Origin of the sequence: Sphingomonas sp. (assembly GCF_031361285.1) — a bacterium.
Classification (GTDB): domain Bacteria; phylum Pseudomonadota; class Alphaproteobacteria; order Sphingomonadales; family Sphingomonadaceae; genus Sphingomicrobium.
In genome coordinates, this window is sequence record NZ_JANMCO010000074.1 from 1 (window position 1) to 14693 (window position 14693).

16 protein-coding genes and 1 pseudogene are annotated in these 14693 nt (G+C 64.1%); 12 read left to right on the top strand and 5 right to left on the bottom strand.

Going from position 1 to position 14693, the window contains the following annotated elements; all coding sequences use genetic code 11:
* The coding region (locus RMO25_RS07485; RefSeq protein WP_309661993.1) for a transposase at positions 1–121 on the bottom strand (121 nt) is incomplete at its 3' end.
* 111 nt (positions 122–232) lie between these two features.
* A complete protein-coding gene (locus RMO25_RS07490; RefSeq protein WP_309661978.1) occupies positions 233–1159 on the bottom strand; it encodes a LysR substrate-binding domain-containing protein in 927 nt (308 codons plus the stop codon).
* Positions 1160–1309: 150 nt separating this feature from the next.
* Between RMO25_RS07490 and RMO25_RS07495 the strand changes: the two genes are divergently transcribed.
* The 4 genes from RMO25_RS07495 (at position 1310) to RMO25_RS07510 (ending at position 4914) form a co-directional block, all read left to right on the top strand.
* Positions 1310–1513 carry a hypothetical protein gene (locus RMO25_RS07495; RefSeq protein WP_309661979.1) on the top strand — a complete coding sequence of 68 codons (204 nt, stop codon included), beginning with the start codon at positions 1310–1312 and terminating at the stop codon, positions 1511–1513.
* A 40-nt stretch (positions 1514–1553) separates the two neighbouring features.
* A complete protein-coding gene (locus tag RMO25_RS07500) occupies positions 1554–1730 on the top strand; it encodes a hypothetical protein (protein ID WP_309661980.1) in 177 nt (58 codons plus the stop codon).
* A 102-nt stretch (positions 1731–1832) separates the two neighbouring features.
* Entirely contained in the window at positions 1833–2612 is a 780-nt protein-coding gene (gene purC, locus RMO25_RS07505; protein WP_309661981.1) for a phosphoribosylaminoimidazolesuccinocarboxamide synthase, read from the top strand.
* Between the two features lie 133 nt (positions 2613–2745).
* Positions 2746–4914: a primosomal protein N' gene (locus tag RMO25_RS07510; protein WP_309661982.1), complete on the top strand. Its 2169-nt coding sequence runs from the start codon at positions 2746–2748 to the stop codon at positions 4912–4914.
* Here the strand turns inward: RMO25_RS07510 and RMO25_RS07515 are convergent.
* The gene (locus tag RMO25_RS07515; protein WP_309661983.1) at positions 4911–5801 is read right to left on the bottom strand and encodes a type II CAAX endopeptidase family protein; all 891 of its coding nucleotides are present in this window, start codon (positions 5799–5801) and stop codon (positions 4911–4913) included. The two genes, RMO25_RS07510 and RMO25_RS07515, sit on opposite strands and share 4 nt — an antisense overlap.
* Positions 5802–5951: 150 nt before the next feature.
* On the opposite strand from RMO25_RS07515, the gene RMO25_RS07520 reads away from it, so the two are divergent.
* Complete coding sequence (locus RMO25_RS07520; RefSeq protein ID WP_309661984.1) at positions 5952–7517, top strand: hypothetical protein; 1566 nt, start codon at positions 5952–5954, stop codon at positions 7515–7517.
* Between the two features lie 10 nt (positions 7518–7527).
* Here RMO25_RS07520 and ada read toward each other — a convergent pair whose 3' ends face one another.
* Positions 7528–8577 (bottom strand): bifunctional DNA-binding transcriptional regulator/O6-methylguanine-DNA methyltransferase Ada, encoded by a 1050-nt coding sequence (gene ada / locus RMO25_RS07525; protein WP_309661985.1) that lies wholly within the window; start codon positions 8575–8577, stop codon positions 7528–7530.
* Between the two features lie 193 nt (positions 8578–8770).
* Here ada and RMO25_RS07530 point away from each other — a divergent pair, with 193 nt between their 5' ends.
* Genes RMO25_RS07530 through RMO25_RS07555 form a run of 6 tightly spaced genes read left to right on the top strand, consistent with a single transcriptional unit; the run spans position 8771 to position 13774 of the window.
* The gene (locus tag RMO25_RS07530) at positions 8771–9325 is read left to right on the top strand and encodes a F0F1 ATP synthase subunit delta (protein ID WP_309661986.1); all 555 of its coding nucleotides are present in this window, start codon (positions 8771–8773) and stop codon (positions 9323–9325) included.
* A gap of 2 nt (positions 9326–9327) precedes the next feature.
* Positions 9328–10857, top strand: a complete 1530-nt coding sequence (gene atpA, locus RMO25_RS07535; protein ID WP_309661987.1) for a F0F1 ATP synthase subunit alpha — start codon at positions 9328–9330, stop codon at positions 10855–10857.
* A 6-nt stretch (positions 10858–10863) separates the two neighbouring features.
* A complete protein-coding gene (locus RMO25_RS07540; protein WP_309661988.1) occupies positions 10864–11748 on the top strand; it encodes a F0F1 ATP synthase subunit gamma in 885 nt (294 codons plus the stop codon).
* A gap of 29 nt (positions 11749–11777) precedes the next feature.
* Positions 11778–13325 (top strand): F0F1 ATP synthase subunit beta, encoded by a 1548-nt coding sequence (gene atpD / locus RMO25_RS07545; RefSeq protein ID WP_309661989.1) that lies wholly within the window; start codon positions 11778–11780, stop codon positions 13323–13325.
* 3 nt (positions 13326–13328) lie between these two features.
* Positions 13329–13514 (top strand): glutathione S-transferase, encoded by a 186-nt coding sequence (locus RMO25_RS07550; protein WP_309661990.1) that lies wholly within the window; start codon positions 13329–13331, stop codon positions 13512–13514.
* Positions 13514–13774 (top strand): ATP synthase F1 subunit epsilon, encoded by a 261-nt coding sequence (locus RMO25_RS07555; protein WP_309661991.1) that lies wholly within the window; start codon positions 13514–13516, stop codon positions 13772–13774. Before RMO25_RS07550 ends, RMO25_RS07555 begins: the two co-directional genes overlap by 1 nt.
* Positions 13775–13779: 5 nt before the next feature.
* On the opposite strand, the gene RMO25_RS07560 is transcribed toward RMO25_RS07555, so the two are convergent.
* A complete protein-coding gene (locus tag RMO25_RS07560; protein ID WP_309661992.1) occupies positions 13780–14229 on the bottom strand; it encodes a DUF6265 family protein in 450 nt (149 codons plus the stop codon).
* Positions 14230–14346: 117 nt separating this feature from the next.
* Between RMO25_RS07560 and RMO25_RS07565 the strand changes: the two are divergent.
* Positions 14347–14693 (top strand): annotated as a pseudogene (locus RMO25_RS07565) (CpaF family protein); the annotation flags it as partial.

Genomic DNA, 14693 nt, shown 5'->3' on the forward strand with positions numbered 1-14693 from the left:
CAACGCGGACGGTTTCCCCACAGTGCGGGCAGCCGGGGCCGTTCGGCCAAAGCCGAGCCTCGGCGTATGCGAATGCGGAGTCTTCATTGTTGAAGTGCGGAGCGGAAAGTGCGTTTGCCATGCGCCCACTCTACAGAGCGCCGTGGGTTTGTCAAGTATTACATCACCACCTATGTTAATAAAAAGCATTCTGTTGGGCGGCGTAGGCAAAGCAGCGGGAACAGTGCGGCGCCTAGGCATAGGTTTCGAACTCTTCGCCGGCCTCGGCCTGCTTGATCGCCACCAACAGCCATTCGCGGAAACGCTTGACCTTGGGCACCATGCGTCGCTCGGGTGGATAGGCAAGCCAATAGGCATAGCCTCCGGTCGCGGTCAGTTCGAACGGCTGGACGAGGCGTCCGCTGGCGACGTCGCCACGCCACAGGAACGGGGTCAGCAAAGCGAAACCCTGGCCGGCCATCGCCGCGTGGCCTTCGTTGGCCTGGCTATCGAGGCGGATCCCGCCGTAAGGCCGGTGGCTGTCGAGCGGCACGCCGGCGTCGCGAAACCAACGTGTCCACCATTCGTCCTGCGGCCCTATCAACGGCAAATTGGGCAAGTCCGCGGGCGCCAACTTGCGGCCCAGGTCGCGCTCGAATTTGGCGACGCATTCGGGGCTCGCCATCGGCGTGAAGTTGGACTCCATCAGCTTGTGCGCCTCGAGCCCCGGCCATTCGCCCAGGCCGGCGCGGATGGCGACATCGGCTTCACCGGAGCGCAGGTCGACGGCTTCGTTGCTGGTAATCATCCGCACCGCCAGGTCGGTATGCACCATCTGGAATCCGCCCAGCCGCCACGCCAGCCAGGTATTGGCGAAGGTATGGGTGGTGGTGATGGTCAGTAGCGACTCGTCCTCGGCCTTGTGGCTGGCGAACGCCGCCTCGATCGAATCAAACGCCTGGCTTAGGGTCGGCAACAGGCGTTGGCCGAGCGGCGTCAGCCTCGCCCTGCCCTTTTCGCGTACGAACAGCGCCGCGCCCATTCGCTCCTCGAGCGCCTTGACCTGATAGGACACCGCCGCTTGCGTGAGGCCGAGCTCGGCCGCCGCGGCAGTGAAATTCTCGGTCCGGGCGGCAGCCTCGAACGCCCGCACCGCAGACAAAGGCGGAAGTCGTCTCATAAACCGACGCTATAAGGCCAGCTTATCGCCCCCGTCTAGCGTTTGATTGGCGAAACGAGCCGCCGGATTCTAGAGAGTTTGCAACCGCCGGCGGACTGACTTTCCCCTCCACAGCCCCCCGCCGGCGGCCCAAAAGTGGAAAGGACATTCGTGAAAATGGCTTATGGTTTCAACCTCCGGCTGTTCATCGAGAATGGCCCCGCGATCCAGGCGGACGACGCCCTCGCCCGCAGCTCCAGCATCCCGTTTCATGCGTGGAAGAGCTTTGACCGCGACCGCCGCCTCGCCCTCGTAGAACGGGCGCTGCATGTGCCCGCGAATGACGATTGCGACGGCTTTCCCATCGCCCTGTGACCGCCTTTTCACACCTCCAGCGACGCGAAGGATGTTCACCATGATCGACGAAATCTTTGACCGTAACTACCAAGCTGGTCGGGCCGATCTCAATGCAGGCATTGGCCGCGCTTTTCATCGCCTTGGCAGCGGCATCGGCAAGAGCTTCAAGGTGCTCCATAACATCCAGTGGAACGCCCCCTGGAACGGTAATTCAAGAAATGCCCAATGCGGCTGAATTCCAGTCGTAATCGGTGGTGAGGAGCGCGGCTTTGCACGCACCGCGCTCCTCGCCTATAGCCTCCGCTTCCCCGCTGTTCGTTGGAGTGAAGCGCAAAACATGGTCCGCCGCCGCCAAATCTACGAAGGCAAAGCCAAGATCCTCTATGAGGGTCCGGAGCCAGGCACGCTGATCCAGTATTTCAAGGACGACGCGACCGCGTTCAATGCCCAAAAGCGCGGCACGATCGCCGGCAAGGGCGTCCTCAACAACCGCATCTCCGAACATATCTTTACCGCGCTGAAGGCAATCGGCGTGCCAACCCACTTCATCCGCCGCCTCAACATGCGCGAACAATTGATCCGCCAGGTCGAGATCGTGCCGATCGAAGTGGTGGTGCGCAACGTCGCTGCCGGTTCGCTGTCGAAGCGCCTCGGGATCGAGGAGGGCACCCAGCTGCCGCGCACCATCATCGAATATTATTACAAGGACGACGCACTCGGCGATCCTTTGGTCGCTGACGAGCATATCGCCTGCTTCGGCTGGGCCAGCCAGGAAGAGATGAACGACATCGCCGACATGGCGATTCGGGTGAACGATTTCATGTGCGGCATGTTCGCGGCGATCGGCATCCGCCTCATCGACTTCAAGCTGGAATTCGGCCGGGTGTGGGAAAATGACTTTCCGCGGATTATCCTCGCCGACGAAATCAGCCCCGACGGCTGCCGGCTGTGGGATATGAAATCGAACGAGAAGCTCGACAAGGACCGTTTCCGGCTCGGGCTCGGCGGCGAAGCCGAAGCCTATCAGGAAATCGCCCGCCGGCTCGGGTTGATGCCCGAGGACGAAGCGAGCAGCGTCCTCGACCTCGACACCCACCGCAAAAAACGCGGCAAGTAAGCGATTTCACGCGAAGGCACGAAGGCGCGAAGCCCTGGCCATTCCAAAATATCGTCACCCCTTTCGCGGGAATGACGAAGTTGGGTGCAGATATCTCTTCGCGCCTTCGTGCCTTCGTGTGAAACATTAGATCATGGCTGTCCCTCGCGCCCGTGTCGTGACCCTCAACGCCGCGCTCGGGCCCCTCGACTATCGCGTTCCCAGCGAGATGTCGGTCGAACCCGGCTCGGTGGTCGTCGCGCCGCTCGGCCCGCGCCAGCTGGTTGGCGTGGTGTGGGAGTCCGAGCGGCTTCCGACCGAGGAGATCGGCGACAACCGCTTGCGGCCGCTGATTACGCTGCTCGACGTGCCGCCAATCGCCGCCCCGCTGCGCCGCCTCGCCGAGTGGACCGCCGATTATTATCTGGCGCCGCTGGCCTCGGTGCTGCGGATGATCCTGCCGTCATCGAGCGCGCTCGAAGGCTCGCGCCAGCTGACCGAATACCGCCCGACCGGCCTCGTCCCCGAACGCATGACGCCGCAGCGCCTCAAAGCGCTGGCCGCGCTCGAAGGCCGCCAGGGCACCATCCGCGAACTCGCCCAACACGCCGAGGTCAGCGACACGGTATTGCGCGGCCTGGTCCATGCCGGGGTGCTCGAAGCCGTGTCGGTCGAGGCCGACCGCCCGCTCGAACACCCCGACCCCGATTTCGCGCCGCCCGACCTCAACCATGAGCAGCGCGTCGCCGCCGCCAGCCTGTCCGCCGCCGTCGGCCAGAGCTTCGATCCGGTACTGCTCGACGGCGTTACCGGCTCGGGCAAGACCGAAGTCTATTTCGAAGCGGTCGCCGAGGCGCTGCGCCAAGGCAAGCAAGCGCTGGTCCTGCTGCCCGAAATCGCGCTCACCGAGCCGTTTCTCAAGCGCTTCCAGGCGCGGTTCGGCTGCCCGCCCGTCGCCTGGCATTCCGACCTGCGCTCATCGCAGCGCCGTCGCGCCTGGCGCGCGATCGCCAATGGTGAAGCGAAAGTCGTCGTCGGCGCCCGCTCGGCGCTATTCCTCCCCTACGCTAGGCTTGGCCTGATCGTCGTCGACGAGGCCCACGAGCCGAGCTTCAAGCAAGAAGACGGCGTCCAATATCACGCCCGCGACGTCGCCGTGATGCGCGGCCACTTCGAGCACATCCCGGTAGTGCTGTCCTCGGCGACCCCGGCAATCGAGAGCAAGCATATGGTCGAAATCGGCCGCTACCGCGAAGTCACTTTGACACACCGCTTCGCCGGCGCGTCGCTGCCCGAAATCCGCGCCATCGACATGAGCCAGGATCCGCCGCCGCGCGGCCGCTGGCTGGCTCCGTCTCTGGTCGAGGAGCTGCGCGCCAACCTCGAAGCGGGCGAACAGTCGCTGCTATTCCTCAACCGCCGGGGCTTCGCGCCGCTAACCCTGTGCCGCCGCTGCGGTCACCGCTTCCAATGCCCCAATTGCACCGCGTGGATGGTCGAGCATCGGCTGATGCACCGGCTCGCCTGCCACCATTGCGGCCATGTCATGCCGCCGCCCCGCGCCTGCCCCGAGTGCGGCGAGGAGGACAGCCTGGTGCCGATCGGCCCCGGCGTCGAGCGCATCGCCGACGAAGTCGCGGCGCTGTTTCCCGACGCGCGGACGGCCATCGTCACCTCCGACACCATCTGGTCGCCGGCCCGCGCCGCCGAGTTCGTCGCCGGCATGGAGGCGGGCGCCATCGACATCGTCATCGGCACCCAATTGGTCACCAAGGGCTACCATTTCCCCAACCTCACTTTGGTCGGGGTGGTCGACGCCGACCTTGGTCTGTCGGGCGGCGATTTGCGCGCCGCCGAACGCAGTTTTCAGCAGATCCAGCAAGTCGCCGGCCGCGCCGGGCGTGGCGACAAGCCCGGCCGCGTGCTGGTCCAGACCCACGATCCGCAAGCGCCGGTGATCGCGGCGCTGGTGTCAGGCGATGGCCCCGGTTTCTACGCCGCCGAAACAGAAGCGCGGCGCGAGGCGGCGATGCCGCCGTTCGGGCGTCTCGCCGCGATCGTCATTTCGGCCGAGGATTCAGCCGAAGCCGAGACCGTCGCCCGACGCATCGGCCAGGCTGCGCCTCGCGTCGACGGCATGGCGGTGTTCGGCCCCGCTCCAGCGCCGCTCGCCATGCTCCGCGGCCGCCACCGCCAGCGCATCCTGGTCCACGCCGCGCGCAGTCTCGACGTCCAGGACGTCATCCGCGACTGGCTCGGCGGCCTCGACTGGGGCCACAAGGTCCGCGTCGCGGTCGATGTCGACCCGTATAGTTTTCTCTAGTTCGCCGCTTTGGCCCAGCTCGGCCCCTTCACCTCGCCCTTCTGGACGGCGAGCCGCAAAAGCCAGAAGCCAAACAGAGTCGCAACCCCAATCGCGATTATTGACGCTTCGAGTCCGAAGCCATTCCCGGTCAACAGCGGATTACCGCTGAGCCGCGCATCCACTAGCCCTTCGACCTTTGTCCCCGATACCGGGATGTCGTAAATCTCGCCCTGGGTGAAGTTCCATGCGGCGTGGAGGCCCATCGGCAGCCACAGGCTGCGCGTCAGCATATAGGCTGCGCCAAGCATGATCCCGGCTTCGATCGCGATGCCGCCAGCGGCGATAAAGCTGGCATTGGGATTTCGCAGATGCGCCGCGCCGAACAGAATGGACGTCAACGCGAGCGCCATCCAGCTGCCGCCAAATTGCTCAATCCAGCGGAACAGTATTCCGCGAAAGAGTAGCTCCTCCGTTACGGCAGCACCGACCGTTGGCACCATCAGGGCGGCAAGCAAGCCGTTCAAACTCCCGACACCTACGATCCGGTAAATACCGAGCGCTCCGGCGACCGCTACAGCCACGGAGAATATTGCCGTTCCGCCTGCCAGACCCAGAAGCAGGTGCCGCAGCCATTTAGGATCGCGGAAGTCGTTTCGCTTGGGGTCACCTAACCTAGAAATGACGCATATGTAGAGCGGGACCAGAATCAAAATCGCGAGGGCGTAGTTCTCCATCTCAAGCGAGAAGCCGGCGATCTGCGGTCTTGCGATAATTACGATGCCGCCCGCGACTCCAACGGCGATGCACCAGAGTGCTGCACCAAAAATCATCGCCACGAGCGGGAAATCGACAATCCGCCGCCACCGGGGCTTGTTCGTATGCCCGCCGTCGATCAAGTCTGCCAATTGCCCCTCCCCCAACGCGCAGAATATCTAGTGGCGCGACAGGTAAAGCCGGGCAAGTCGCATTGTGGCCAACCGTATCAGCGTTGACCTGCACGACTAGCTGTGGAACCTTGTTTCCGCTCGGGATTGCAAGCGTTGGGAGGCACATCGATGCGCTTCATTCTCGCGGCCATGGCACTTGCAACCGCCGCTATCCCGGCTCAGGCGAGCTGGTACCAGGCCAGCTCCGCGCACTTCCTGATCTATTCCGAACAGAAGCCCGAAATCCTGCGCGGGTTCGCGGTCAAGCTCGAAAAATTCGACAAGGCCGTACGCGTCGTCCGGAACATGGAGGATTTGCCGCTCAGCTACGGCAATCGCGTCACCATCTTCGTCGTTGAAAACGAAAAGGAGGTCCAGCGCCTGGCGAACGACAAGACGGGTTTCATTGCCGGTTTCTATCGCGGCAGCGCCGCCGGCTCCGTTGCCTTCGTCCCTCGCGGCGGGCCCAAGCTCGGCCAAAGCGAGGCCTATACGGGGTCGCGGATTGGCAGCTCGAGTCCCGACGGCAGTATGGGGCCAGGCATCGTCTTGCTGCACGAATATTCGCACCATCTGATGATGCAGGATTTGGCCAGTCCATATCCCGAATGGCTGGTCGAAGGCTTCGCCGAAGTCATGTCGACGGCGCAATTCGAAAAGAACGGTTCGGTCGGGTTGGGACTGCCTGCCATGCATCGCGCATATGGCCTTCTTGAGGGCCGGTCACTACCGCTGGAAACGCTGCTTTCCGGCCATTATGACAAGATTACCGTCGAAGAACGCGAATCCATTTATGGCCGCGGTTGGCTGATGACCCACTATCTGACGTTTGAACCTTCACGGAAGGGACAGCTCAGCGCCTATGTCGCGGCCCTCGCCAAGGGCGCCGACCCGGTCGAAACGGCTCGCCAGGTGTTCGGTGACCTCAAACAATTCGGACGCGACCTTGATAAATATCTCAACCGATCGACGCTGCAATATTTGAAGGTGTCGGGTCAGGCCCTTGCCCCCGGACCGATCGAAGTCACGCAACTTAATCCGGCTGGCTCGGCGGTTTTACCTGTGGTCATCGAGCTCAAAAACGGCGTCCCCGAAAAAGCCGCGGAAGCGCTCGGGCAAAAAGCCCGCGCAATCGAAGCCAGCTACCCCGGCGATGTGCTGGTCGAAACCACCTTGGCCGAAGCGGAATTGAATGCCGGACATGCCGACGCCGCTGACGCCGCCGCCGACCGCGCACTTAAGACCAATCCCCGCTCCACCGATGCCATGATCCTCAAGGGGCGGGCGTTGACGGCACAGGCGCGCAAAGCCGCTGAACCTTCCCAAACGGCCTTCATCGCGGCCCGCAAATGGTTCAGCTATGCCAACAAGATCGATCCCGAAGACCCCGAACCGTTGATGGAGTTCTACATGAGCTTCGCTTATGCCGGGGTGCGGCCCACCGCCAACGCAATCGCCGCCCTTCACTATGCGTCGGACCTGGCGCCGCAGGACGGCGGCCTGCGGATCAATTCCGCGATGCAATATCTGCGCGATGGCAAGCTCAAGGAAGCGCGCGCGGCGCTGATACCCATCGCCTACGACCCCCACGGACGGCAGAACGCCGCCGCTGCCCGGTCAATGATCGTGCTGATCGACGCCGGTGACGCCAAGGGCGCCGAGCACGCCGCGGAAACCGGCTTCGAGTCTCGCTAACCTTCGCTGCCTAAAGCGCCAGCTTGGCCCGGGTGGCGTGCCCTTCCGCCTCGAGCAGTTGGCGCTTGCGGTCGAGGCCGCCGGCATAGCCGCCGAGCGTACCGTCGCTGCGGATGACCCGGTGGCACGGCACCAACACCGCGACCGGGTTCGAGCCGTTGGCGGTGCCGACCGCGCGCACGGCGAGCGGCTGGCCGACGGCGGCGGCAATGTCGGCATAGCTGCGCGTCTGGCCGACCGGGATCTTGCGCAATTCCCGCCACACCGCTTCCTGGAACGCGGTGCCGCGAACGTCGAGCGGCAGGTCGGGCATCGCCGTTGGGGTTTCGATCGCCGTCATCACGCCCGAGATCAGCGATGCCATTGCTTCGTCGGCGGGCAGGATCGTCGCGTTGGGGAAGCGCCGGTGAAGCGCGCCTTCGTCCTCGTCGAAAGTCAGCCGGCAAATCCCCTTGGCGGTCGCCGCGACCAGCATCTGGCCGAGCGGCGTATCGAGCATGGCGTAGCGAATGGTCTCGCCGCGGCCACCGTCGCGCCACGCCGACGGGGTCATCCCCAGCCGCTCCTTGGCGTCAGCGTAGAACCGGCTCGGTGCCGCATAGCCCGCATCGTAAATGGCCTCGGTCACTGATTTGTCCTCCGTCAGCTGGGTTTGCGCGCGCTGGGCCCGAAGCCCCCGCGCATATTGCGCCGGCGACACACCAACATCGCGGGTGAACAGCCGCTGGAAATGGTGCGGTGCATAGCCGACAGCGGCGGCCAGTTCGGCCAGCGCCGGCGGCTCTTCAGCTTGCTCGATCAGGCGGACCGCCTTGGCCACCGCTTCGCGGTCGCGGCCAACCTCGTCGGGTTTGCAGCGCAGGCACGGCCGGTATCCCGCCGCCAGCGCCGCTTCGGCAGCGGCAAAGAATTCGACATTCTCGCGCTTGGGCCGCCGCGCCGGGCAGCTTGGCTTGCAATAGATGCCGGTCGTCTTGACCGCCCCGATCACTCGCCCGTCCCACGACCGGTCACGCCGCTCGAACGCCGCCCAGGCCTGTTTCTCATCAATGGTTTTCATTAGCATGGGATAGCAGATACGCGGCTCCCGCGTCCCACGCATCCCGCCGCTTGCGGTCAAAGTCGACTCCTCAACGGTTGCATCGCAGCGCACCCCTTGCTACGGGCGCGCCAACCCATCGGGGCGTGCGGTTTCGGCCGCGACAGCGCCCCAATTCACATGGGGCAATATTCCTATTCGGAGCTTTGGGCGCGTGGAGACATCCGGCGGCATTCAGGCCAGCTTAGCAGGGCGCTACGCGACTGCTTTGTTCGGTTTGGCGCGCGATGAGCGGCAGATCGACGCGGTCGACCGCAGCCTCGATGCGCTGGGCTCGGCGCTGGTTGATTCGCGCGAATTCGGCGACCTGGTCGCCAGCCCGGTGATCGGCCGCAAGGATGCCGCCAAGGCGTTCGCGGCGCTCAGCCCCGAACTCGGCCTCGACCCGATCACCGCGAAGTTCCTCGGGGTCCTCGCTCGCAATGGCCGCAAAGGCGAACTCAAGAAAATCATCCGCGCGTACCGCAGTATTGCCGCTGCCCACCGCGGTGAGATCAGCGCCGAAGTCATCAGCGCGCACCCATTGAACGACGATCAGATCGACGCGCTCAAGGCCCGGCTTAAGGCCCGCACCGGTCGCGACGTCACCATCGACGGCAACGTCGATCCCCACATCCTCGGCGGCATCGTCATCAAGCTCGGCAGTGAGATGATCGACGCTTCCATCCGTACCAAACTCAACAGACTTACGTCTGCGATGAAAGGCTGACCATGGACATCCGCGCCGCTGAAATCTCCCGCGTCATTCGCGACCAGATCGCGAACTTCGATTCGGACGCCGAGATCTCGGAAGTCGGCACCGCACTCTCCGTCGGCGACGGCATCGCCCGCATTCACGGCCTCGACAATGTCCAGGCCGGCGAGATGGTCGAGTTCGAAAACGGCACCAAGGGCATGGCCTTGAACCTCGAAGCCGACAATGTCGGCGTCGTCATCTTCGGTTCCGACGCCGAAATCCGCGAAGGCTCGACGGTCAAGCGCACCGGCACCATCGTCGACGTGCCGATCGGCAAGGGGCTGCTTGGCCGGGTCGTCGATGCGTTGGGCAATCCAATCGACGGCAAGGGTCCGATCGAGGCCACCGAGCGTCGGCGCGTTGAGGTCAAGGCGCCCGGAATCATCCCCAGGAAATCGGTTCACGAGCCGGTCCAGACCGGTCTCAAGGCGCTCGACGCCCTCGTCCCCATCGGCCGCGGCCAGCGCGAGCTGATCATCGGCGATCGCCAGACCGGCAAGACCGCCGTCGCGCTCGACACCTTCATCAACCAGAAGGCTATCAACGCGTCGGGCAAGGAGAGCGAAAAGCTCTACTGCATCTATGTCGCCGTCGGCCAGAAGCGCTCAACCGTCGCCCAGATCGTCCGCGCGCTCGAGGAAAACGGCGCGATGGAATATACCATTGTCGTCGCCGCGACTGCGTCCGAGCCCGCCCCGCTGCAGTTCCTCGCCCCCTACACCGGTTGCGCGATGGGCGAATATTTCCGCGACAACGGTATGCATGCGGTCATCGTTTATGACGATCTTTCCAAGCAAGCGGTCGCCTATCGCCAGATGTCGCTGCTGCTGCGCCGCCCGCCGGGCCGCGAAGCCTATCCCGGCGACGTTTTCTATCTCCACTCGCGCTTGCTCGAACGCGCCGCCAAGATGAACGACGCCGAAGGCGGCGGGTCGCTGACCGCGCTGCCGATCATCGAGACCCAGGCCGGCGACGTCTCGGCCTACATTCCGACCAACGTCATCTCGATCACCGACGGCCAGATCTTCCTCGAAACCGATTTATTCTTCCAGGGCATCCGCCCGGCGATCAACGTCGGCCTGTCGGTCAGCCGCGTCGGCTCCGCCGCGCAGACCAAGGCGATGAAGAAGGTCTCGGGCTCGATCAAGCTGGAGCTCGCCCAATATCGCGAGATGGCGGCGTTCGCCCAGTTCGGCTCCGACCTCGACGCCTCAACCCAGAAATTGCTCGCCCGCGGCGCGCGGCTCACCGAACTGCTCAAGCAGGGCCAGTACAGCCCGATGCCGGTCGAGGAGCAAGTCGCGTCGATCTTCGCCGGCACCCAGGGCTTCATCGATCCGGTCGAATCCAAGGACGTCACCCGCTACGAAGCGGCGATGCTGAGTTACTTGCGCGCCGAGCATAAGAAGATCCTCAAGACCATCCGCGACACCAAGACGCTCGACGACGATACGGCCAAAGCGCTCAAGGACGCGCTGACCGCCTTCGGCAAGCAGTTCGCGTAACCGTCAATGGCAAGCCTCAAGGCCCTCAAGATGCGCATCGGCTCGGTCAAGTCGACGCAAAAGATCACCAAGGCAATGAAGATGGTCGCCGCGGCCAAGCTGCGCCGGGCGCAGGCCAATGCCGAGGCCGGGCGCCCTTATGCGACCCGCATGGCCGACGTCGTCGCCTCGATTGCCTCGGGTGTCACGGTCACGCCCCAAAGCCCCAAATTGCTCGCCGGCACCGGCAAGGATGACACCCATCTGATCGTCCTCGCCACCGGTGATCGCGGCCTCGCCGGCGCGTTCAACAGCAACATCGTCCGCGCCGCCCGCCGCAAGGCCGACGAGCTCGCCGCCGACGGCAAGAAGGTCCTGTTCTATCTCGTCGGGCGTAAGGGCCGCCCGATCATCCAGCGCCTCTATCCCAGCGCGATCATCGCCCAGCATGACACCAGCGCGATGAAGGCACCCGGCTATGCCGACGCGCAGGCGATCGCCGACGACCTCGTCGACCGCTACATCACCGACGGCATCGACGTCGTCCATCTCGCCTATGCGCAGTTCCGCTCGACCCTGGTGCAGGAACCGGTGGTCGAGCAGATCATCCCGATCAAGCCCGCCGAGCAGAAGGCGAAGACCGGCCCGGCCACCAATGTCGCTGTCGAATATGAGCCCGACGAGGAGGACATCCTCAAGGTCCTCCTGCCGCGCAACATCGCCGTCCAGATCTACCGCGCTTTGCTCGAAAACCAGGCCGGCTTCTACGGGTCGCAAATGACCGCGATGGACAATGCCACCCGCAACGCCGGCGACATGATCAACAAGCTGTCGATCCAGTACAACCGCCAGCGCCAGGCGGTCATCACCACCGAGCTCATCGAAATCATCTCGGGCGCGGAAGCGCTCTAACCGTGACCAAAGAACGCAAGGATAAACCCATGGCCACCGCTGCTCCGACCAAGCCCCGCAAGACCGCGAAGCCGGCCCCGACTGATAAATCGAAGGCAACCGCCAAGGCGAAAGGACCCGCGTCCAAAGCGCCCGCACAGACGAGCAATCTCATTGGCCGCGTCGCCCAGGTGATCGGCGCCGTCGTCGATGTCGCCTTCGAGGGCGAGCTGCCACCGATCCTCGCCGCATTGGAAACCGACAATGGCGGCAACCGCCTGGTGCTCGAAGTCGCCCAGCATCTCGGCGAGAATGTCGTGCGGACCATCGCCATGGATTCGACCGACGGCCTGACCCGCGGCCATGCCGTCCGTTCGACCGGCTCGCAGATCACTGTCCCGGTCGGCCCCAAGACCCTCGGCCGGATCATGAACGTCATCGGCGAGCCGATCGACGAGCGCGGCCCGATCGGCAGCGACCTGTTCGCCCCGATCCACGCCGAGGCCCCGCCATTCGTCGACCAGTCGACCGAAAGCGCCATCCTGGTCACCGGCATCAAGGTCATCGACCTGCTCGCCCCTTACGCGCGCGGCGGCAAGATCGGCCTGTTTGGCGGCGCCGGCGTCGGCAAGACCGTGCTCATTCAGGAACTGATCAACAACATCGCCAAGGGCCACGGCGGCGTCTCGGTGTTCGCCGGCGTCGGCGAGCGCACCCGCGAAGGCAACGACCTCTATCACGAATTCCTCGACGCCGGCGTTATCGCAAAGGACAAGGACGGCAACGCCATTTCCGAGGGTTCGAAAGTGGCGCTGGTGTTCGGCCAGATGAACGAGCCGCCGGGCGCCCGCGCCCGCGTCGCTCTCGCCGGCCTCGCCCAGGCCGAATATTTCCGCGATGTCGAAGGCCAGGACGTGCTGTTCTTTATCGACAACATCTTCCGCTTCACCCAGGCCGGCTCGGAAGTGTCGGCGCTGTTGGGTCGCATCCCGTCGGCGGTCGGCTATCAGCCGACGCTGGCGACCGACATGGGCCAGCTGCAGGAGCGGATTACCTCGACCAACAAGGGCTCGATCACGTCTGTTCAAGCCATCTATGTCCCCGCCGACGATTTGACCGACCCTGCCCCGGCGACCTCCTTCGCCCACTTGGACGCGACCACGACGCTCAACCGCGCGATTTCCGAGCTTGGCATCTACCCCGCGGTCGATCCGCTGGACTCGACCAGCCGCGTGCTTGAACCGCGCACCGTCGGCCAGGAACATTATGATACCGCCCGCGCCGTCCAGGAGACGCTGCAGCGCTACAAGAGCCTGCAGGACATCATCGCCATCCTCGGCATGGACGAGCTCTCCGAAGAAGATAAATTGACCGTCAGCCGCGCCCGCAAAATCCAGCGCTTCCTAAGCCAACCGTTCCACGTCGCCGAAGTGTTCACCGGCATTCCCGGCAAGTTCGTCCAGCTCGAGGACACCATCCGCTCGTTCAAGGCGGTGGTCGACGGCGAGTACGACCATTTGCCGGAAAGCGCTTTCTACATGGTCGGCGGGATCGAAGAAGCGGTCGCCAAGGCCGAGAAGATGGCACAGGAGTCCTGATCCATGGCCAGCCAGCTCCGCCTCGAAGATTGCGTCAATGACACCTGCCCCTGGTCGGGCGAGCCGGTCAGCGCCGACAGCCTGACGCTGTATCGCGGCCAGGTCGTCGGCTTCTGCAATCCCGGCTGCCGTGAGAAATTCGACGCCGCCGCGCACGCGTTTGACGCCGCAATCGAGGCACACGGCTGATGGCCGACCTCCACTTCGAGCTGGTGACGCCTGAAAGGCTGGTCATGTCCGAGGACGTGTACATGGTCGTGGTGCCCGGTACCGAGGGCGAATTCGGTGTCCTCGCCGGCCATGCACCCTTCATGTCGACGCTGCGCGACGGCGACCTCGCCGTCTATCGCACGGCCAGCGCGACGCCGGAGAAAATCCCGGTCAGCGGCGGTTTCGCCGAAGTCAGCGACCAGGGACTTACAGTTCTGGCGGAGAGCGCCGGCGCCTGACCAGGTCAGTTCGCTTGACGCACGTAGCGCCAGCGCTTTGGCTTGCTGCCGTCCTTCAGCGACGTTTCGGCCATTAAATATCGCCCGTCGCGCCAGTAACGGATGCGCTGCGGATAATCGTGCGCCGCATTGTAAAAAGACACGCCGGACTCCTGGCTTGGGCCCCACGCAAAAAGCGTTCGATTAACCCCGCCGGGCGACGCCCAATAGGACATGCGGTCAGCGGGATTTCCCGTATCTAACCCAAGGGTGATTTGCATCGATTCCCATTCGCTAATGTGCGTGCCGGTCCCGCTCCTGCCATAACCAAGCATCATTCCGCCGCGCGACTGCGACCAACATTCTTCAGTCCAGCGTCGGCCCGACCGTTGCGCCCAGCACCCGGCCATCCAGGATGGCAATGCCGGCGCCTGTCCCGCCGCAACCATTGCTGCTGCGATTAATCCAACAAACATTCGCCCGCCTTCCCTTTGGATAACCCAAATCTAACCGCAATTAGCTTTTTCTAAAAGTTTGCCACCTATTCACCATTCCAGCCTTGGTGCGAGCAAGCGCATGGGAATTGGGTGGACATGAGCGCATTCGGAAAACGGAACGGTCTTGGCGGAAATGGTGGACGCGCCAATTTCGGCGTCGCCAGTCCGATGAAATCGAGCGGCGGCAAGGCTTCGGCCAAGCCGGCGGGTGGTGAGCAATTCCCACCGCTGGAGGACCTCGTCCCGACCGAGGGCGGCGATTTGCCAGTCGCCGACGACGGCTTGCCGATGGGCGCGATGGACCGCCTCACCCAACGCCAGAACCAGAGCGGCGACGCCGCCAGCAGCAAGTCGGAAGGCTTTGAAGCCTCCGTGCACCGGATCAAGGAGCAGGTGCTCCCGCGCCTGCTCGAGCGCGTCGACCCCGAAGCCGCGGCGACGCT